Annotated in this window: 17 protein-coding genes; 5 read left to right on the top strand and 12 right to left on the bottom strand. The window is 63.6% G+C overall.

Annotated elements, in window-relative coordinates; genetic code table 11:
* Positions 1-140: 140 nt before the first annotated feature.
* A complete protein-coding gene (locus P6U29_RS20105; RefSeq protein ID WP_407119129.1) occupies positions 141-431 on the top strand; it encodes a hypothetical protein in 291 nt (96 codons plus the stop codon).
* A 161-nt stretch (positions 432-592) separates the two neighbouring features.
* On the opposite strand, the gene P6U29_RS20100 is transcribed toward P6U29_RS20105, so the two are convergent.
* Positions 593-1366 carry a helix-turn-helix transcriptional regulator gene (locus tag P6U29_RS20100; protein ID WP_407119128.1) on the bottom strand — a complete coding sequence of 258 codons (774 nt, stop codon included), beginning with the start codon at positions 1364-1366 and terminating at the stop codon, positions 593-595.
* 110 nt (positions 1367-1476) lie between these two features.
* On the opposite strand from P6U29_RS20100, the gene P6U29_RS20095 reads away from it, so the two are divergent.
* Positions 1477-2556, top strand: a complete 1080-nt coding sequence (locus P6U29_RS20095) for a zinc-binding dehydrogenase (protein WP_407119127.1) — start codon at positions 1477-1479, stop codon at positions 2554-2556.
* A gap of 93 nt (positions 2557-2649) precedes the next feature.
* Here the strand turns inward: P6U29_RS20095 and P6U29_RS20090 are convergent, their stop codons facing one another.
* From P6U29_RS20090 to P6U29_RS20055, 8 genes are all read right to left on the bottom strand, one after another.
* A complete protein-coding gene (locus P6U29_RS20090) occupies positions 2650-3354 on the bottom strand; it encodes an ABC transporter ATP-binding protein (RefSeq protein WP_407119369.1) in 705 nt (234 codons plus the stop codon).
* Between the two features lie 7 nt (positions 3355-3361).
* Positions 3362-4642, bottom strand: a complete 1281-nt coding sequence (locus tag P6U29_RS20085) for a lipoprotein-releasing ABC transporter permease subunit (RefSeq protein ID WP_407119126.1) — start codon at positions 4640-4642, stop codon at positions 3362-3364.
* A 73-nt stretch (positions 4643-4715) separates the two neighbouring features.
* Positions 4716-6035: a proline--tRNA ligase gene (gene proS, locus P6U29_RS20080; protein ID WP_407119125.1), complete on the bottom strand. Its 1320-nt coding sequence runs from the start codon at positions 6033-6035 to the stop codon at positions 4716-4718.
* A 246-nt stretch (positions 6036-6281) separates the two neighbouring features.
* The gene (locus P6U29_RS20075) at positions 6282-6818 is read right to left on the bottom strand and encodes a copper chaperone PCu(A)C (RefSeq protein ID WP_407119124.1); all 537 of its coding nucleotides are present in this window, start codon (positions 6816-6818) and stop codon (positions 6282-6284) included.
* A gap of 28 nt (positions 6819-6846) precedes the next feature.
* On the bottom strand, positions 6847-7344 hold the full coding sequence (locus P6U29_RS20070; RefSeq protein WP_407119123.1) for a TlpA family protein disulfide reductase: 498 nt from the start codon (positions 7342-7344) through the stop codon (positions 6847-6849).
* The gene (locus P6U29_RS20065) at positions 7341-8552 is read right to left on the bottom strand and encodes a sialidase family protein (protein WP_407119122.1); all 1212 of its coding nucleotides are present in this window, start codon (positions 8550-8552) and stop codon (positions 7341-7343) included. Before P6U29_RS20065 ends, P6U29_RS20070 begins: the two co-directional genes overlap by 4 nt.
* Positions 8553-8578: 26 nt before the next feature.
* On the bottom strand, positions 8579-10978 hold the full coding sequence (locus P6U29_RS20060; protein ID WP_407119121.1) for a TonB-dependent receptor family protein: 2400 nt from the start codon (positions 10976-10978) through the stop codon (positions 8579-8581).
* Positions 10979-11073: 95 nt separating this feature from the next.
* A complete protein-coding gene (locus P6U29_RS20055) occupies positions 11074-11448 on the bottom strand; it encodes a DUF2946 family protein (RefSeq protein WP_407119120.1) in 375 nt (124 codons plus the stop codon).
* A gap of 743 nt (positions 11449-12191) precedes the next feature.
* On the opposite strand from P6U29_RS20055, the gene P6U29_RS20050 reads away from it, so the two are divergent.
* From P6U29_RS20050 to P6U29_RS20040, 3 genes are read left to right on the top strand one after another with little or no spacing between them, the layout of a single operon-like run.
* Entirely contained in the window at positions 12192-13214 is a 1023-nt protein-coding gene (locus P6U29_RS20050) for a sugar ABC transporter substrate-binding protein (RefSeq protein ID WP_407119119.1), read from the top strand.
* A 20-nt stretch (positions 13215-13234) separates the two neighbouring features.
* Entirely contained in the window at positions 13235-14737 is a 1503-nt protein-coding gene (locus tag P6U29_RS20045) for a sugar ABC transporter ATP-binding protein (RefSeq protein ID WP_407119118.1), read from the top strand.
* 11 nt (positions 14738-14748) lie between these two features.
* On the top strand, positions 14749-15774 hold the full coding sequence (locus tag P6U29_RS20040) for an ABC transporter permease (protein WP_407119117.1): 1026 nt from the start codon (positions 14749-14751) through the stop codon (positions 15772-15774).
* Positions 15775-16469: 695 nt separating this feature from the next.
* Here the strand turns inward: P6U29_RS20040 and P6U29_RS20035 are convergent.
* From P6U29_RS20035 to P6U29_RS20025, 3 genes are all read right to left on the bottom strand, one after another.
* Complete coding sequence (locus P6U29_RS20035; protein WP_407112656.1) at positions 16470-17636, bottom strand: IS110 family transposase; 1167 nt, start codon at positions 17634-17636, stop codon at positions 16470-16472.
* Positions 17637-17776: 140 nt separating this feature from the next.
* Positions 17777-18466 carry an L-2-amino-thiazoline-4-carboxylic acid hydrolase gene (locus P6U29_RS20030; RefSeq protein ID WP_407119116.1) on the bottom strand — a complete coding sequence of 230 codons (690 nt, stop codon included), beginning with the start codon at positions 18464-18466 and terminating at the stop codon, positions 17777-17779.
* 46 nt (positions 18467-18512) lie between these two features.
* Complete coding sequence (locus P6U29_RS20025; RefSeq protein ID WP_407119115.1) at positions 18513-18905, bottom strand: RidA family protein; 393 nt, start codon at positions 18903-18905, stop codon at positions 18513-18515.
* Positions 18906-18997: the final 92 nt, after the last annotated feature.

The raw sequence follows: 18997 nt of genomic DNA, 5'->3' as shown, positions 1-18997 counted from the left end.
CGTCGGCCCTGTGCTCAGGGTGCGAAAAGCACCCGGTCCGACGATTTTACGAGTTTATCACGCTCGCGCCGACAGGTCCATTGCGGCGGGCCCGTAGCCTGCTTGCGAGGTCAGGGCCACCGTTACGAATGGAGATCACCATGTGGAATCGATTGTCGATCGCAGCCGCCGCAGCCCTCCTGATGGGCACAGTCGGAGCCAGCGCAGCCGAATTGCCGACGTATGGCGTCATGGGTTTTCCGATCACGCCGCACCAGTTCGTAGTATTGGGACCGGCTAACGCCCAACAGGAGACGCCGGCGGCTGGACTCTCGGCGCCGGTCCTGATGCCGCGTCAAGGGACACGCGATGAGCAGACCGCCAGCAGCGGGGAACGCGCGATTACGGCGCTGGTTCTCTCCCCGGTTGTCGCGATCGCACCTGCGCGGTAGGGAGCGCTGTCGCGTGGTGGCTCGCCCCCCGGTAGCCGCCACGCGGCAGTCGCACTTCGAGGATCACTGCACTCCCTGCCCCGGCAGGCGACTCCCGCCCGTGCCAGGGGCATACCTCGCAAAACGCAGCATCATTCGTGTAACCCTTACGTCTCTACGCCTTACACCGGTGTATAGATCACGAGCTTCAGCGCGGGATCGTCGTTGGCCTGGAAGCTCGTGTGCTCGAACCGGAGCACGCCCTTGATCGGATGGTTCATGGTCTTGAGCCCCGAGGCGGTGCTGCGGATCTCGTGCGCCTCCCACCATTTGACGAATTCCGGACTGCCTTGGCGCAGCCGCGTGAGCAGCTCGGTGAAGGCGGGATCGCCGGCCCAGACGTCGTGCGTGGCGCGAAACATCGCGACCATGCTCTTGGCGACCTCGGTCCAGCCCGCGCCGTAGAATTTTCGCGTCTGCTTGTTCGTCAACACGAGCAGCAGCGTGTTGCGATCCTGCTCGGGCAGTTGCCCGAAGGCAAAGACCTCCTCAGCGGCCGCGTTCCAGGCCAGCACGTCCCAGCGCCGCCCGGTGATGTAGGCCGGTTGCTTCAGGCTTTCGATCATCCGCCGGATCGGCGGCGGCACGATCTCGCGCGTGAATGGGCGCCTGTCCCCGTCGCGCGCCAGCGCCTTCAGGTGAGCGTGCTCGGCCTTGCTGAGCCGCAGCGCGCGGGCCAGCGCATCGACGGTGGTGACCGAGGGGCTGACGGTACGGCCCTGCTCGAGGCGGATGTACCAGTCGACCCCAATGCCGGCGAGCTGCGCGACCTCCTCGCGCCGCAGTCCTGCGGTGCGCCGCCGGCGGCCCGCCGGAAGGCCCACGGTCTTCGGCGACAGCTTTTCGCGGCGGGACCTGAGGAAATCGCCGAATTCGACGCGCCGTGGGTCGGCCATTGACATCGCTCCCACAATGGAGGGTCCTTGGAATACTAGGATAATACCAGGCCTTCTTGGCCCCTCCAAGGCGGTGCATATCGGCTTCACCCGACTTTGAGGTGAACATCATGAAAGCTGCCGTGCTCAAATCCTTCGGCTCGCCATTGGTGATCGAAGATGTCCCCGAACCAGTGCTCGGTACCGGCGAGGTCATCGTCGACGTCGTCGCCACGCGCGTGCTGTCCTATATGAACGAGGTCTTCGACGGGACGCGCAATTACGCGCTCGATCTACCAATTATTCCTGGCCCCGGCGGCATCGGCCGGGTGCGCGCGATCGGCCCGGACGCAACCAAGCTCGCGATCGGCGACTGGGTGTTCTGCGATCCGACCGTGCGCTCGCGCGACGACGCCGTGGCGCCCGATATCGCGCTGCAAGGCCTCACCGCCGCGGGTCCTGGAGGCATGCGCCTGCAACAGCACTTTCGTCACGGCTCCTTCGCCGAGCAGATGCGCCTGCCGACCGAGAACGTCAAACGCCTCGGCGCGATCACGTCGGAGGACGCGACGCGTTGGTGCGCGCTGGGCACGCTGCTGGTGCCCTATGGCGGCTTCCTCGCTGCAAATCTGCGTCCTGGCGAGACCGTGCTGGTGAGCGGCGCCACCGGCAATTTCGGCAGCGCTGCCGTCTCGGTCGCGCTCGCGATGGGCGCGGCCTGCGTGGTCACGCCTGGCCGCAACGAAAAGATCCTCGCCGACCTGGTCCGCCGCTTCGGCAGCCGCGTGAAGCCGGTCAGACTCACCGGCAATGAGGACGACGACCGCGAGAGCATGAAGCGCGCTGCATCAGGCCCGATCGACTGCGTGTTCGACATCATGCCGCCCTCGGTGAGCCCGACCGTCGTGCGGGCAGCAGTCATGACAGTGCGCGCATATGGCCGCGTCGTGCTGATGGGCGGCGTCGGCATGGCGGGCGGCGCCGGCCTCGAGCTGCCCTACCCCTGGATCATGCGCAACTGCATCAACATCCATGGCGTCTGGATGTACCCGCCGGATGCGGCGAGCCGCCTGATCGCGCTGGTGCGCGCCGGGTTGCTGCGGCTCGACGAGTACGAGACCACGGCCTTCGACCTCGATCATGCGAATGAGGCGGTGGAACACGCCGCGGCGAATGGCGGACCGTTCAAATTGACGGTGATCAGGCCTTGAGCCCTCAAGCGGCGGCGGAGCGCCGTCGCCGATTTTTTTCGTCAGTTCCGCCAAGCACTTGGCTACTGTGCATGGGGTTGTTTTCGCAGTTTTTTAATCGAGCTCGACCACTTGGCCGTGCGACAGCGAGACCCGCCGGTCCATGCGGCCGGCAAGCTCCATGTTGTGGGTCGCGATCAGCATCGAGACCTGGGTCGCCTTGACCAGCTGCATCAGGGCCTGGAACACGTGCTCGGCCGTACCAGGGTCGAGATTGCCGGTCGGCTCGTCCGCAAACAACACGCGCGGCGCGTTGGCGACCGCACGTGCGATCGCGACACGCTGCTGCTCGCCGCCGGACAGCTCGGCCGGGCGGTGGGTGATGCGATCGCCGAGGCCGAGATAGCCCAGGATCTCCTTGGCGCGCTTGACGCTCTCGGATTTCTTCAGGCCGCGGATCATCTGCGGCAGCATGACGTTCTCGAGCGCCGAGAACTCCGGCAGCAGCCGGTGCGACTGATAGACGAAGCCGATATCGGTGCGGCGCAGCTGCGTGCGCTCGATGTCGGGCAGCTGCGAGGTCGGCGCGCCCGAGACATAGACCTCGCCGGAATCGGGCGCTTCCAATAACCCCGCGATGTGCAGCAGCGTCGACTTGCCGGAGCCGGACGGCGCCACCAGCGCGACGGACTGGCCGGCCCACAGCGCCAGCTTGGCGCCATCGAGGATCGTCAGCGGCACCTCACCCTGCAAGTACTGCCGCTTTATCTCATGGAGATAAATGACCGGGACATCCTCCGCCCCCTGCTGCTGCTCCATCAGCCCCTCACTCATAGCGGAGCGCTTCGACCGGATCGAGGCGCGCGGCGCGCCACGACGGATAGAGCGTCGCCAGGAACGACAGCGTCAGCGCCATGATGACGACCGCCGTGGTCTCGCCGACGTCGATCTCGGCGGGCAGTTTCGACAGGAAATAGAGCTCCGGCGAGAACAGCTCGGTGCTGGTCAGCCAGGACAGGAATTGCCTGATGGACTCGATGTTGAGACAGATCACGAGGCCGACGCAGAAGCCGACCAGCGTGCCGACCACGCCGATCGAAGCGCCCGTGATCAGGAAGATCCGCATGATCGAGCCCTGCGAGGCGCCCATCGTGCGCAGGATGGCGATGTCGCTGCCCTTGTCCTTCACCAGCATGATCAGACCGGAGACGATGTTCAATGCCGCAACCAGCACGATCATGGTCAGGATCAGGAACATCACGTTGCGTTCGACCTGGAGCGCATTGAAGAAGGTTGAGTTGCGCTGCCGCCAGTCGACCAGGAATACCGGCCGGCCTGCCGCCTCCGTCACCGCTTTGCGGAAGGCATCGATCCTGTCGGGATTGGTGGTGAACACCTCGATCGAAGTCACGTCGTTGCTGCGGTTGAAATAGGCCTGCGCCTCCGCCAGCGGCATGAACACGAAGCCGAGATCGTATTCGGACATGCCGATCTCGAACACGGCGACGATCTTGTAGGGCTTGATCCGCGGCGTCGTACCCATCGGCGTGACCGCGCCCTTCGGCGCCACCAGGGTCACGCTGTCGCCGGCATGCAGCGACAGCTGGTCGGCGAGGCGGCGGCCGATCGCGACGCCCTGCCCGTCGTCAAAGCCTTCGAGCGAGCCCTGCTTGATGTTCTTGGCGATCGAGGTGAGGTTGTTGAGATCGTCGGAGCGGATGCCCCGCACCAGGACGCCCGAGGCGTTCCATGGCGATGACGCCAGCGCCTGACCGTCCACGACGGGGGCTGCGAGGCGAATGCCCTCGACCTGACTGATGCGCTCGGCGACGTCCTTCCAGTCGGTCAGCGGCGATTCCAGCGGCTGAACCAGGATGTGGCCGTTGAGCCCCAGGATCTTGTCGAGCAGCTCTTTGCGGAAGCCGTTCATCACGGCCATGACGATGATCAGCGTCGCGACGCCCAGCATGATGCCGAGAAAGGAGAACCCGGCGATGACCGAGATGAATCCCTCCTTGCGGCGCGCCCGCAAATAGCGCGCCGACAGCATCCACTCGAATGGCGCAAAAGGCGCGGTTTGCACAGTTTCGCTCATGGTCTCATCCATCGCTCGATAATCCCATGATTCGGGGTCAATTGTGGCCGGATTGGCGGCCGCGATATCGGGCGATGAACAATATTCAGCCGACCAGCCGGGCGACCGCGTCCGCAGGCGACATGGTTTCGCGGGCACCGTCGCTGCGCCGCTTGATCTCGACCTTGCCGTCGGCGAGGCCCTTCGGCCCGATCATGATCTGCCAGGGGATGCCGATCAGGTCGGCGGCAGCGAACTTGGCGCCGGCGCGCTGGTCGGTGTCGTCATAGAGCACATCGACGCCCTTGGCCGCGAGCTCGGCATAAAGTTTCTCGCAGGCCGCATCGACCGCCGCATCCCCCTGCTTGAGGTTGAGGATCGACACGCGGAACGGTGCCACCGCCTCCGGCCATTTGATGCCGGCATCGTCATGGCACGCCTCGATGATGGCACCGAGCAGGCGCGAGACGCCGACGCCGTAGGAGCCGCCATGGATCGGCACGTCGACGCCGTCCGGGCCCGCCACCAGCGCCTTCATCGGCTCGGAGTATTTCGTGCCGAAATAGAAGATCTGGCCGACCTCGATGCCGCGGGTGTTGACCCGCTTGTCCGCCGGCACTTCCCGCTCGAAGCGCGCGGCGTCGTGGACGTCCTCGGTCGCCGCATAGAGCGAGGTCCACTGCTTGATGATCGGCGTCAGATCGCCGTCATAATCGACGTCCTCGCCCGGCACCGGCAGGTCCAGCACGTCGCGATTGATAAAGACGCCGGATTCACCGGTCTCTGCCAGCACGATGAACTCGTGGCTGAGATCGCCGCCGATCGGTCCGGTCTCGGCGCGCATCGGAATCGCCTTCAGTCCCATCCGCGCAAAGGTGCGCAAATAGGCGACGAACATCTTGTTGTAGGCGACGCGTGCCGCGGCCTCGTTGAGATCGAAGGAATAGGCGTCCTTCATCAGGAACTCGCGGCCGCGCATCACGCCGAAACGCGGACGCTGTTCGTCGCGGAATTTCCATTGGATATGATAGAGATTCAACGGCAGGTTCTTGTAGGACTTCACGAAGGCGCGGAAGATCTCGGTGATCATCTCCTCGTTGGTCGGCCCGTACAGCAGCTCGCGCTTGTGGCGGTCGGCAATACGCAGCATCTCCGGGCCATAGGCATCGTAGCGACCGCTCTCGCGCCAGAGGTCGGCGAGCTGGAGGGTCGGCATCAAAACCTCGATCGCGCCGGACCGGTCCTGCTCCTCGCGCACGATCTGCTCAATCTTCTTGAGCACGCGGAAGCCAAGCGGCAGCCAGGCATAGATGCCGGCGGCCTCCTGCCGGATCATGCCAGCGCGCAGCATCAAGCGATGCGAGACGATCTCCGCCTCTTTCGGATTTTCCTTCAGGATGGGCAGAAAGAAACGCGACAACCGCATGGTAATACTCTGGGAATCAGTGATCGGCTGCAGTGAAACCGGATTGGGAGCGAAAACACAAGACCGGGAATGAGGAAAAGCCGCTAACGCGGCGAAATTCCTTGCCATTTTTCCGTCGACTTCAGATTCAGGTTGAGCCGCCGCGGCGCTCCTTACGGCGGCGGCTCAATCGCCCTCGAGCGTGACCTGCCCGAAATCGGTCACCAGCCCGTCGATCGCGCGTAGGAGCGGCCGGCCCGATTAGTCTCACTTCATCTTCATTCCCGAGTGATCCGGCATTTTCTTCATGTCCATGTGACCCGAGTGTCCGGCATCACCCGGCCCCTGCGAGCCGACGCCCTGGACGTCGAGGGAGATGGAGACCTTGCCGGCCTTCTCGAACTGAAGCGTCACCGGCACCTTGTCGCCTTGCTTGAACGGACCCTTCAGCTCCTGAAGCATCAAATGATTGCCGCCGGGCGCAAGCTTAACGGTCTTGCCGGGATCGATCACCAGCCCCTTTTCGAGCGGGCGCATCTTCATCACGCCATTGTCCATCGCCATCTCGTGGACCTCGGCCTTGCCTGCGATATCGGCGGACACGCTGACCAGCTGGTCCGCCGCTGTCCCCTTGTTCTCGATGATGAGATAGCCGCCGGCGACCTTCGCGCCGCCCGGCGTCGCCCGGCTCCACGCCTGCGAGATGACGAGATCGCCGGCCTTGACATCGTCGGCGAGCGCCGGTGCTGCGCAGAGTGCAAGAGCGAACGCAGCAAGCAGCACATCCTTCAACTTTGTCGTCATATCGATATTCCCTTCTGCAGACTGAACTTCAGCGTTTGGAGAGTTGTTGCGCCGACCATTTTTCGAGATCGGCAATTTCGGCAGAGCCCTCGATCGTCGTGATGGTCCCGTCCCGAGAGATGAGCATTGTCCTGGGGATGTCGCCCTGCCAGGCAGGATCGATCTCGAACCGCAAGCGCTCGACGAAGCCGTCGTTGAAGATGAAGTTCTCGGTCGATGACAGCCCCGCCTTGTCGAGCATCGATTGCGTGGCCCCCGGCAGGTTCGGCACGAGATCGGCGCTGACCGTGACGACGTCGATCTCCGGATGCTCCTTCGCAAACCGCCCGAGCAAGGGCAGCTCGACCTTGCAGGGCCCGCAGGTCACGCCCCAGAAGTGCACGAGCGTCGGGTGCCCGGCATGTCCCTTCAGCACGCCTTGCCAGGTGCCGCGTTCGAACGGCTTGAGGCCCGGAGGCGCCCCAAGCGCGGACGCTGACGCGATCAGGATACCCAGACCCAGAATGGATGCAAATCGACGCCTCATGGTTGATCCTCGATTGCTGTGAGACGATAGCCATCCGCCTTCGTCATCCATGACAGATACACGTGCTGGCCATTGGAGACGAGCAACGGATGGTCGGACGTGTCGGTCGTGCTCGATATCGCCTTCGGCCGCGACCAGGTCTCGCCATCGTCGTGAGAGATCGTCATCTGGACCGAGGTCTTCTCGCCGTCGAACTCCTTCCAGACCATCACCGTTCCCGCAGGACCTGCAAGCACGAACGGGCGCGTCGCATTGCGATCCGGTCGCCCCAACGGCATCGGCGCGGAGAAGGTGCGGCCTTCGTCGCGCGAGTGGGCGTAGAACAATCCTTTCCGAGCCTTCCCGTTCGTGTACCAGGCGACATGATAGGTCCCGTTCGGCGCAACGGTGAGGCTCGGCCCATGATGCGGGCAGGCATTGATCTGCCAGTCGTCGTTGCTGACCCGACGGATTTCACCCGGCGTCGAAACGTCGGTAAAGGTCATGACCGCGTGATCGCGCACGCCGCCGTCGAAGATGTTCCTGAAGACCACAGCCGGCCGCCCGGGCGCCGCGAATGTCAACCCCAACCGGCAGCATTCGCAGGTGCCGTCATGCGCGAGACTGGCCTCGGCATAGGTGGCGCCGCCATCGCGAGATGAAGCAAAGAACAGCGCAGCGCCCTCGTATTTCCGTCCAGCCTCTCTTGCGGGGACGCGATTGCGCTTGTCGAGCCAGGCTGCGAAAACCGTTCCGTCCTGATCGAGCGCCAGCGCCTCGAACCGCTGGCTCTCGTTGCTTGCGGTGATGGGCTTCAGCTCCGCAAAGCTCTTCCCGCCGTCAGCCGAGCGCGTGTAGAGCACCTGACCGTTGAAGGCCTCGTCCCTGAAGGTCGAGAACGCAAGCGCGATGCCGCCCTTGCGATCGACCACGATCTTCGGCCGGGCATCCGGCCCCCAATCGAGGTTCAGCCGCTTCGTCGTGACCTGGGTGGGCACCGAAAAGCTGCGACCCTCATCTTGCGAACTTGCGACCGAGACCTGCCCTCCCGCCATCCAGACGAGCCACAGCGTCCCATCCGGACCGAAGGCGGGCGTCGCCTTGGTCGCACAGCGCAGCGTCGGCTCCTCACACGCAGCCTCGGACGCGTGCTTACCGTGCATCTGCCCGAGGGCGGCACCTTGCAGAAATGCGAGAGCGGCGATGCCGAGCAAGCCAGTTCGGATCATGGCCCAACTCCCTTCAAGAGTCCGGATCATTTGAACGCCACCTTCATACCTGCAACGAAGGTGCGCGGCGAGCCTGCGTAGATTGATCCTGTCGTGTTTGCGAGCGCGCTCGCAGGATTTTGAAGGCCCGCCGCCGTCACCGTGTTGGCGATGTTGTTTGCCGAGGCAACATAGGTACGGTCGAATACGTTCCTGACCTCGAGAAACAGATTCAGGGATCTGAAGGTGTCGGACACCAGATCGGTCTTGTAGTGAACGTTCACGTTGACCAGCTCATAGCCGGGCGCCTTGAGCAAATTCGCATTGTCCATGTAGAAGGAGTCCTTCCACTGGAGTTCGACGAAACCTCCGAGTCCTGCCAGTGGCCCGGCGAACTCGTCATAGCCAATCCGCGCCGTTAGCTCGTTAGGGGAGATGCCGGGAATCTTGTTGCCTGCCCGGTTGAAGCTGAACACTGCGCCATTGGTGATGTTCTCGACGTACTCGGTGTAGACCTCGTCGAGATAGGTGTAGGCCGCCGTGAATCGCCAGCCCGGATAGAACTTCCAGTCCGCCGCAAGCTCGATCCCCCGATGCTCCGATCGCGGAGCGTTGAACGTGTAGGATGTGCCGGAAATCGGGGTAGCCTGAGAGACGATCTCGTTGCGGAAGAACTCGTAGAAGCCAGTCGCACTGAGCTTGAGCGTGTTGTTCGGCGTCCAGTCGAAGCCGAGATCGTAGCCTAGATTTTTCTGCGCCTGGAGCTGGGTGTTGTTGCCGGACAACCCAGTCGGAAGAACAAAGAGATTCGAAACCTGCGGTGTGCCGTATCCCGTGGCAACCCGCCCCCGGAACAGCCATTCGTTATTGAGGTTGTAGAGGAGCGCCAACTCTGGCGCGGCATTTTGAAATTGCCGGTCCGCGGTCGTCAGGGTTGTTGTGGTGATGCCGGTGGGACCTGCGTAGGCATATGCCGTGTTGGTCCCCTTCAACAGGGTGGCCTCCCAACCAACGCCGGCGACCGCGGTCAGCGAGCTCGTCAGCCTGAGCTCTTCCCTGGCGCGCACACCATAATTGGTCGTTTCGCTGAAGAGATTGCTCAAGAGCCTCCCGAGCGTGGCATTGCCCCCCGGCATCACATTCCGCGTGTCACTCGATGCCGTCAGGGAATTGTAGAAGGCGCCGAAGAACGCGGTCGATTCAAGGCCAAGAAGCTCACCGCGCTTGGTCAGATCGCTCATGAAATTGTACGACGGAAAATCTCCGATCGCGCTGGTCGTGCCGGTCGGCTGGCTGATGTTCCGGTCGTCGAACACGAACTGGTTGCGCCAGGTCATGGTATTGTCGAAATCGTGCTCCCACCGGCCGCCGACGATGGTGCGGCGGTCGTTGCGGCCAAGCCCGGCCTGCACGGCCGTCTCCGTGTCGGTCCCTCCAGTTGCGTTGAAGCCGTTGTTGAACAGCCTGACCGTGCCGCATCCTGGCGCGGCGGTTGCACCGGTCGCACATCCCTGCTGGAACGGGTTGAGGTAGTACTGGTTCAGCGATTGCCGGATCGGCAGCCGCGCACTGAGGTCGTTGTTGATGATCTTGACCGTGAAGCGATCGTCGGGCGTCGCCTTGAGCGTTCCGAGGAAGTTGACCGTCTGTGTGTTGAACCAGCTATTGCCGATGTAGCCGTCGCCCCGCGCGTCGCTTGCGAACAGCGAGCCCTCGAAATTCCCGACCTTCTTGCCGGCCGCCAAATAGTTGTTGAGGTAGCCGTAACTGCCGCCGTCGACGCCATATTCGCCGCCATCGATCGTGCCGCCTGGCCGCGTCCGGAAATTGAGCGCGCCACCGGTCGCGTAATTGCCGTAGAGCGCCGAGGAAGGTCCACGGATCACGTCGATCGCACCATAGGCATGGGGATCGATCAGGTCGCTGCGCGACAGGCCGTCAGGCTGCGTCACCGGAAAGCCATCCTCGAAGATGACGAGATTGCGGATGGCGAAGCCGTTGCGGGCGTTGGAGCCACGAATCGAGATGCCGAAATCGCGGGGGCCGTTCCCCTGCTTGATCGAAATCCCCGGACTATCCCGCAAGACGTCGCTGACCGAGAACGCCGGGCGGTTGTCGAACTGGCTGCGATCGATCGTCGTCGCGGTCTGGCCGGCCGGCGCCTGATTGAGGCCACCCCGCGCCGCGCCGACAGATGCGGCCAGGCTTTGGCTCAGCGCGCTGGCGGCCGCGTTCTGCGCACCGGGTCTCGCTGCGCGGCTCGCGGAAGTGGAGCGCAGCCGCGACGGCCGGGCGATCGGTTTGGGACGGGAAGCCTGCGGCGCCTCCACCGTCACTGCGGGAAGCGCTTCCAAGGCGTCCTGGGCGAGCGCGTCTGAGCCGATCGAGGACACCAGCCCGCAAAGCACGGGCAAGCTCGCGCGGCTGATCGCACGAATGCGTAACATCTGTTGAATTCCTGACATCCGGCACGTCGGCCGGTCCATTGAGCACGCCACCGGCACGGCAACGGCGCGCGCCAATGGCTCGGTTTGTCGCTACGTCAGGAAAATTGAGGTGGTGCGCGAGCCTGAGCGCTCGAGCCCTTGTGAGCGGCGATCGCGGATGCATGCGCCGGATGCCACACCACGCACTCGGCGCGGCGGACGGGAATCGCGAGTGCCGCATGCGTCGGCGAATCGAGCGACGCGTTGGCCTGGGCTAGGCAACACAGGGCGCATGCGCCGGCATGGGCGGCCGGCGCGCCGGTCTGATCGTTCAGGCCGCCCTGCTCGCTCGCACTGTGGCAGATCGCGCCGGCAGACAGCGGATCGGCAACGGCGAAGCCCGTCGCCCAGCAGGCGGCAATCGGCGCCAGCACCTGCATCGCCAGGGCGAGCAGGACCAAGGGTAAGTATTTTTGTAGCCGCGCGCGCATCCGCCGAACCGTTCGTTCGCCCGGCAACTAAACACCGCGGCCGGGGCCGAGTCGAGGTCAGTTCCGCCGCCTTCTTGGTCCAGCGCAACTTTCTCGAAAGCTGTGGTGGGCGTGTGCCACTGCCGCCGGTCCGGCATTTGAGGCAGGGAAACCCGCCACGCGTGTCCACAAATTTCGTATATTTGTCATATGGTTATATGGCTAAAAGCTCGATCATTTCGTCAGCTGCTCGAATTTTGAACATTCGTTGCCGAAAATGATGACAAGTGAGAAAAGTTGATCTAGCATCCTCTTGCTCAGGCGCTGACCGTGAGGTCGAGGCCTGGTGGTCCAAGTCTCGGGAGGAGCCCCTGGCGCGCAAAACGCAGCGTCGCCCCGTCAATCAAGAGCAAATCTTAGAATCGGGGATAATAGGGTCGACACAATTTTTGAGCGGGGCCAGGGCCCCGCTCTTTTTTTGCGTGCAGGGCCGATGCGGCCGATGAACGCTTCTTCCGACCACATCGAGTAGTCATCTTAGCCGAGCATTGCGCGCACGAGGCATCGCGCTCGCGCAAGGATCGATGCGCGCGCTGACAGGCGATGCTCGAACTCGCGGCGACGCGCAGCGGACACTCCCGGCTGATGCGACGCCTGTCGCGCGGTTGATTGCAGATTGAGTGCCAACAACTCTTGTGAGAGACTTTCGGACATCGGTCGCGCAAGCAATGACGCGCCGACGACAAAATATATGGGAGCGAGCGATGTCCGGGACGAAAGATCTCTCGACGACGAGGCGCGATCTTCTACAGGCGGCAGCGACCGCCGGCGCCGGGGCTGCCCTCTTCGGCAGCATGGGCATAAACCCCGCACTTGCGGCCGAAGTCGGACGCAGCGAAAAACCGCTGAAGGCGGCCTTCTCCAACGCAGGCCTCCAGGCCACCTGGTGCGCGCAAGGAAAGCAGGCGGCGGAATTCTGGGGCAAGCTGTTCAATGTGGAGGTGACCTGGTTCGATGGCCAGCTCGATGCGGTCAAGCAGCGCGCGGCGATCGACAACATGGCCTCGCAGAAATGGGACTTCGTCGCGATCCAGGCCTTTGGCATCGGCACCCTGACCCAGCCAGTGCAGAAGATGATCGACGCCGGCACGCCCGTGATCGACATGGACACGCTGATCGCACCTCTCGATCAGATCAACGTCCACTCCTTCCTCGCTCCCGACAACGAGTTCATGGGCGCCTCGGTGACCCAAGCGCTGTGCAACGCGATGGGCGGCAAGGGCAAGATCATCATGACCCAGGGCGCGCTCGGACATACAGGCGCGCAAGGAAGAGCCAAGGGCTTCAACTCGGTGGTCAAGCAATTTCCGAACATCGAGGTGCTCGACACGCAACCGGCCGACTGGGACGTCTCCAAGACGGCGCGTCTGTGGGAAACCTACCTGACGAAATATCCGCAGATCGACGCGGCGTTCTTCCACAATGACGACATGGCGCTCGCCGCCGCCAACATCATGAAAGCGCGGGGCCGCACCAACATCCTGATCGGCGGCGTCGACGCCATGCCGCCGGCGATCCAGGCGGTGAGCGAAGGCCGCATGTTCGCGACCGTCCGCAATCCCTCCTGCCGCATCCATGGCGGCGCCATCATTGCAGGCGTATCGGCCGTGGTCGGCGGCGAGAAGAGCGGACAGGGAATCCCGAAGAACGTCGTCACCGACGGCCCGGTCGTGACCAAGGCCAACGCCGCCGGGATGCAGTGGATGCAGGATCACTTCCTGATCTGAGTCTCCAGACCTGAACTTTCATGACTGCGGGACAACAGCCTATCCTGGAACTCCAGGGCATCACGAAGAGTTTCGGCGGGGTCGAAGCGCTTCGTGGTGTCGACTTCGCGCTTTATCGCGGCGAGATCCACGGTCTCGTCGGCGAGAACGGCGCCGGAAAAAGCACGCTGATGAAGATCATCGCCGGCGTGCACACCGAGTTCTCCGGCCGCTTCCTCGTCGACGGCCAGGAGATGCATTTCCGCTCGGCGCGCGATGCGCACGCCGCCGGCATCGCCATGGTGCACCAGGAGCTCAGCGTTGCGCCCGACCTGACGGTCGCGGAGAACGTTTTCCTCGGCAACCAGCCGACCAACGCCCTCGGCCTCGTGCAGTGGCGGCGGATGGCGCGCGAGGCGGGCGAGCAGCTCGCCCGCTTCGGCATCGACGTCGACCCAATGGCGCGACTCGGCGATCTCCCGATCGGACTGCAGCAGCTGATCGAGATCGCGCGCGTGCTGTTCTCCGGCGCCGGCATCGTCATCCTGGACGAGCCGACCTCCGCCCTCTCGCCGCCCGAGGTCGAACGGCTGTTCGCAACGCTCCGGAGGCTGCGCGAGGAAGGCACTGCAATCGTCTTCATCTCGCATTTCATCGAGGACATCTTGCGCGTGTCCGACACGGTGACCGTATTCCGCAACGGACGGAAGGTGGCGGAGACCGCAAGCGCGGCGACCAGCAAGGGCGCGCTGATCGAGGCCATGATCGGCCGCGGCGGCGAGGCGCTCGAGCATAGCTACACTGACGATCTGATGCTGCCGCAGCCGAGCGACAGCAAGGTCGTTCTTAGGGTCGACCAGCTGTCGCTGTCCCGCAGCCTTCAGGACGTCTCGTTCGAGGCGCGCGCCGGCGAGGTGCTCGGCATCTACGGCTTCATGGGCTGCGGCCAGCAGGAGCTGTCGCGCATCTTGTTCGGCAAGCTGAAGCCGGACAGTGGCACGCTCGCCGTCGAGGGCGCGCCAAAGAGCTTCGCCAGCACGGCGGCGGCGCGGCGCGCCGGCGTGGCGCTGGTGCCGGAGAGCCGGCGCGACATGCTGTTTCACCAGGAGCCGGTCTACAAGAACATCTCGATCAGCATCCTCGACCGCATCTCGGCGCTGCTGCTCAAGCCGGCGCAGGAGCGCGATCTCGCCAAGCGCCAGGTCGATCAGCTGCAGATCCGGCCGCCGGTGGTCGGCCTCGATCTCGGCATGCTCTCCGGCGGCAACCAGCAGAAGGTCGCGCTGGCGAAATGGCTCACCTACCCACCAAAACTCCTGGTGCTGTGCGAGCCGACCCGCGGCATGGATGTCGGCGCCAAGAACGACGTCATCAACATCGTTCGCGACCTCCGCGCCAGGGGGCTCGCGATCATCGTGCTGTCGACCGAGCCGGAAACGGTGCTGTCGCTGGCCGACCGCATCCTCGTGCTCAAGCGCGGCGCCTTGGTGCGGGAATTCAAGAACGAGCCGGTCAGCAAGGATCGCCTGCTGGAAGCGGCGTGACGGAGAAGCACATGAGCAGTGAGACGGCTTTGGCGGCGGGACAGCGGGCGCGAGGCCTTGCACCCTTCCTGCGCTCGCAGATGCGCAACATCGCGCCGTTCCTGACGCTGATCTTCCTCTCCGTCTTCTTCGCCTTTGCCAGCCCCTCCTTCGCAACCCTCGACAATCTCGGCAACATCCTGACGCAGGTCTCGGTGACAGGCATCATCGCGGTCGGCCTCACCTTCGTGATCCTCTGCGCCGAGATCGACCTGTCGATCGCCAGCATCGCCAATGTCACGGGCATTGCGGTGGCCTACTTCACGCTGCAGGAATCCTACGTCAACATCGCCAACATCCCCCTGCCCGGCGCGGTCGCGATCATCCTGTCGATCCTGCTCTGCGCCCTGCTCGGGCTCGTCAACGCGCTGGGGCTGACGGTGATCGGCATCCCCTCCTTCATCATGACGCTGGCGATGATGCAGATCGCCGCCGGCATCTCGGCGCTCTTGGTGCGCGGCCAGATCGCCTACAAGGTGCCGAGCCTGATCACGACGCTCGGCTCCGGCTCGATCGGCGGCATCCCCTGGATCGTCATCGTCGCCGCCATCATGCTGCTCGGCGGCCATCTGGTGCTGACCTATACGCGCTTCGGCCGCTACGTCTACATGGTCGGCGGCAATCGCGAGGCAGCCGAATATTCGGGTCTCAACGTCAAGCTGATCCTCGGTGCCGTCATGGTGATCTCGGCGGTGTGCTCCGGCATCGGCGGCATGCTGGGCGTCGCCCATTTCGGCAGCGCGCAGCAGAACGAGTTCGACACCTACCTGCTCGACTCCATCGCCGCCGTCGTGGTCGGCGGCACCAGCCTGTTCGGCGGTCGCGGCGGCATCGGCAACACCATCGTCGGCCTGTTCGTGCTCGGCGTCCTCAACAATGGCCTCGACCACGTCAACATCGACAGTTTTTTGAAGATCCTGATCCGCGGCCTGATCCTGCTGGCGGCGCTCGTCATCAACGTCTATGCGCAGCGCTTGAGGGAGAAAGCGGCGGAGTAGACGGCCGCCAAAACAAAAACGGCGAAAACAACCCCATGCACAGTAGCCGGGGCCAGCAGAATCAATGGCTTGCCGGCGGCGCCATGAAATTGCGGATTTAGCGAAGTCGATTTGACTCGTCGGGCAAAACAGGGGCATGATGTCATGATGGCGGCCGGCTTCGAAAGACCGGTGCATCCGCCGTCATTGCGAGCGCAGCGAAGCAATCCAGAGTCTTTCTGCGGAGGGATTCTGGATTGCTCACATGGGGATTTGATGTGTCAAGATTTATGATCAGCTCTTTGTTCGATTGCAGGCCAGCTCTTCGTCCCGACCGCGGAACTTTTCGGATGGCGCGCGCAGATCAGGTCAAGACCGGCCCGTGAGGGCCGCCGCGAAGCGGCTTGGTCTTGACCTGAGCGAGCACGCCTTCAGGCTTGTTAGGTCGGGAAGTGCGGCGTGAACTACTCCTATGGTTGGCGATCCAAGGGTCGAGCCGGTTTTGGCAATCTGGTTTGCATGCCAGATCAAACTCACATTCGGTCGTTGCGCGGTGGCAACTGCACCAACATTCCGCTTGCGGCGGGCAGGCTCGAGAGGACGAGACCCTTCTTCGTTACGGCGTTTGAAGCCATGCAATCCATCGGTTCGTCCACCCGGATCGGCCGAGGCTGATCAACCTCGGCGGATTGGTTTTGAGGCTGAGAGGCGTGGTGTCAGGCGCCGGGCTTCACCACGGCTCCCTCGATCACGACGCCGGCGGTCACGTATTTCCACAGGGCCACGAGCAGCTTGCGCGCCAGCGCCACGATTGTGCGCTTGCGGCCGCGCTGGCTGTTGGCCTTGAACCACTGGGTCAGAGCCGATTGAGGCTGATGACGTATCCACAGCCAGGCGAGCTGGATCATCGTGGTTCTCAGGCGCGGATTGCCGGCCTTCGACACGCCCTGCTCACGCTCAATGCCGCCACTGCGCCATGGCGTGGCCGCAAGACCGGCATAGGACGCAACCTGGCGGCGGTTGGTGAACTGACGGTGGAAGGCCTCCGACCAGAGAATGGCAGCAAAGTTCGGGCCCAGGCCCTTCAAGTCGAGCAGCATCGCGACCGGGTTCGATGCAGCCTTCTCGCCTGCTGGTCGGCTTGCAGCCAGCAATGCATCCTGCTCGCGCTCTACCGCCGCGATCTGGTCAAGCAGAAGTTCGAGCCGGTCGAGCTCGCGGCTGATCTGCGCCTTCAAATGCGCCGGCAGCAGCCGCCCGTCCCCCGTGCGCAAGGCCTCAAGCCGCGTCCGTCGATCGCGCCGCAGCGGCACGTAGTCGAATATCCCTTGCGCAAACAGAACACCCTTGATCCGGTTCACATGCACGATCCGCTCCGCGATCAAGGTCCGCCGCTCCCGGCAAAGCCTGCGGCGGTCCTCTTCTTCCGGAGAGGGGGCAACGACCATCGCGCAGACCCGTGGCTCGCCGCGCTTGTAGGCCAGAAGCGACCGCAACAGCGTCTCGCCGTCCAACCGGTCCGTCTTGGCCCGCCGGCGCCGGCGCGGCGTCGCGATCGAGGCCGGATCGACCACGTAGCTCTCGACGCCCTCCGACTGCAGAGTGCGGTGAAGCCAGAACCCATCCAGCCCCGCCTCCTGGATGGTGATAATCGGATAACTCTCGCCCGTTCGCGCCTGTGCCTTACGCTTCAGCGCTGCAAAGAGCTTCAAAAGCTCCGCAATAGCGCCGGCCTTCACGCTGTGTTTGGACATCTTCTCGCCCTTGCCGGGCGACAGCGATGTAACCAGCCAGGTCGAACGGCTCAGTTCCAATGACACAAAAATTGCGCCAATCTGCGTCCGGATAGCGGCCAGTCCGTCGGAAAGATGATCGAGCAACATCGTTGTCTCCAGGTTGAGTGCTTCAGCAACCTCAGTCTGGCCTCAGACCCGGTCGCTATCCACTCCGCATGGAATCTTCGCTGCGCTCGCAATGACCACGTGGCGGCAGAACGGCGATCCGGGATCACCTCTATCGCGGGTCAGCGGGTGCGGTCTAATCGCGAGAAGCGGAAATTGCAGTGGGTTGCGCCGCCCGCGAGCGTCTGGGTCCGTTCCAGGCGGATGCCTCGCGTGGCGTAGGCGTCGAAGTCGAGGCCGCAGATGTTCGGCAGGATCTCCTTGTCGCCATGGCGCGCCGCGAGCTTGCAGAAGCCGCAGGCCTTGTAGTCGATGCCGAATTCGAAGCTGTCTTGCGGACCCGGCTCGACGAAATCGTAGACGAAATCTTCCGGAAACTCTGTTTGGTGAGCTTCTGTAGCGCTTCTTGCGGCCTGTTCGCGCATTAAGGCCTGGTTCTCCCGTGACATGAATTGACGCCCTGCGGCGAGACGCTCGGCTTCTGGCGTCGTCAGCAGCTGCGCCTTGTAGGTTTCCCGCTCAGTCTCGCCGATCACGGGCACCGGCACGCCGTGGCGCCGCAGCACCCGACTGATGGCCATGAAGCCAGTCAGGCGCATGAAGAAATCACTCATGCGGCTTGCCGCGCCGCCGACATAGGGCATCTGGGTGAGGACGATCTCGAATTCGTCCATCACTTCCTGCCTGATTCCGTCGATATCGGAGAGATGCGTGCGCTCGCGGAGCATTGCTTCGGCAAGGTCTATTCGCTCGCGCATGGCGGCCTCCATCGCGTGGCGATGCGTCTTGTAGAACGGATGGATCTCAGCCATTGGACACCCGATATGATTGGCTCGTTGCAACATCGACGACGCCGCCTCATTCCGCGGCGATCGCCTCGATCTCCAGCAGCCATTTGCTGTCGACGGTCTCGACGACCACGACGGTCAGCGCCGGCTGGTGCTCCCCGAGCATGGCGCGGCGAATGGCGCGGTTGGTGACGACTTGGCTGCGATCAGTCAGAAACGTGGTGACCTTGACCAGGTGCTCGACGCCAAGACCTGCCGCGGCGAGCACTTCCCTGACATTGCGCCAGGCCTGCTCGCATTGCGCCTCGAAGCCGTCAGGCACGGTGCCGTCGGGCGTGTCAGGGACTTGGCCGCTGATGAACAGCAGGCGGCGATGCTGCTTCAGCTCGAGGCCCATGCTGTAGCCGCCGGCGGGCGGGTGAACCGTTGCGGGATTGTGGCTGACGATGTGAGCTGGTGACATGGCGTTTCTCCGGATTTGCGCGTCAAGCGTATCCGGCGGCATCACAGCTGCGCAAAGCATCGTTGCTGCGGTTCAGCGCAAGAAAATCTATT

The sequence above is a fragment of the Bradyrhizobium sp. LMG 9283 genome (genome assembly GCF_045571415.1).
Classification (GTDB): Bacteria; Pseudomonadota; Alphaproteobacteria; order Rhizobiales; family Xanthobacteraceae; genus Bradyrhizobium.
The sequence above is the reverse complement of the archived record's forward strand: the minus strand, read 5'-3'. Positions and strand labels throughout refer to the sequence as shown.

Excerpts from the sequence above, each read along its gene's own strand:
- P6U29_RS20105 (WP_407119129.1), top strand. The coding sequence starts at position 141 with ATGTGGAATCGATTGTCGATCGCAGCCGCCGCAGCCCTCCTGATGGGC.
- P6U29_RS20100 (WP_407119128.1), bottom strand. The coding sequence starts at position 1,366 with ATGGCCGACCCACGGCGCGTCGAATTCGGCGATTTCCTCAGGTCCCGC.
- P6U29_RS20095 (WP_407119127.1), top strand. The coding sequence starts at position 1,477 with ATGAAAGCTGCCGTGCTCAAATCCTTCGGCTCGCCATTGGTGATCGAA.
- P6U29_RS20090 (WP_407119369.1), bottom strand. The coding sequence starts at position 3,354 with ATGGAGCAGCAGCAGGGGGCGGAGGATGTCCCGGTCATTTATCTCCAT.
- P6U29_RS20085 (WP_407119126.1), bottom strand. The coding sequence starts at position 4,642 with ATGGATGAGACCATGAGCGAAACTGTGCAAACCGCGCCTTTTGCGCCA.
- proS (WP_407119125.1), bottom strand. The coding sequence starts at position 6,035 with ATGCGGTTGTCGCGTTTCTTTCTGCCCATCCTGAAGGAAAATCCGAAA.
- P6U29_RS20075 (WP_407119124.1), bottom strand. The coding sequence starts at position 6,818 with ATGACGACAAAGTTGAAGGATGTGCTGCTTGCTGCGTTCGCTCTTGCA.
- P6U29_RS20070 (WP_407119123.1), bottom strand. The coding sequence starts at position 7,344 with ATGAGGCGTCGATTTGCATCCATTCTGGGTCTGGGTATCCTGATCGCG.
- P6U29_RS20065 (WP_407119122.1), bottom strand. The coding sequence starts at position 8,552 with ATGATCCGAACTGGCTTGCTCGGCATCGCCGCTCTCGCATTTCTGCAA.
- P6U29_RS20060 (WP_407119121.1), bottom strand. The coding sequence starts at position 10,978 with ATGTTACGCATTCGTGCGATCAGCCGCGCGAGCTTGCCCGTGCTTTGC.
- P6U29_RS20055 (WP_407119120.1), bottom strand. The coding sequence starts at position 11,448 with ATGCGCGCGCGGCTACAAAAATACTTACCCTTGGTCCTGCTCGCCCTG.
- P6U29_RS20050 (WP_407119119.1), top strand. The coding sequence starts at position 12,192 with ATGTCCGGGACGAAAGATCTCTCGACGACGAGGCGCGATCTTCTACAG.
- P6U29_RS20045 (WP_407119118.1), top strand. The coding sequence starts at position 13,235 with ATGACTGCGGGACAACAGCCTATCCTGGAACTCCAGGGCATCACGAAG.
- P6U29_RS20040 (WP_407119117.1), top strand. The coding sequence starts at position 14,749 with ATGAGCAGTGAGACGGCTTTGGCGGCGGGACAGCGGGCGCGAGGCCTT.
- P6U29_RS20035 (WP_407112656.1), bottom strand. The coding sequence starts at position 17,636 with ATGTTGCTCGATCATCTTTCCGACGGACTGGCCGCTATCCGGACGCAG.
- P6U29_RS20030 (WP_407119116.1), bottom strand. The coding sequence starts at position 18,466 with ATGGCTGAGATCCATCCGTTCTACAAGACGCATCGCCACGCGATGGAG.
- P6U29_RS20025 (WP_407119115.1), bottom strand. The coding sequence starts at position 18,905 with ATGTCACCAGCTCACATCGTCAGCCACAATCCCGCAACGGTTCACCCG.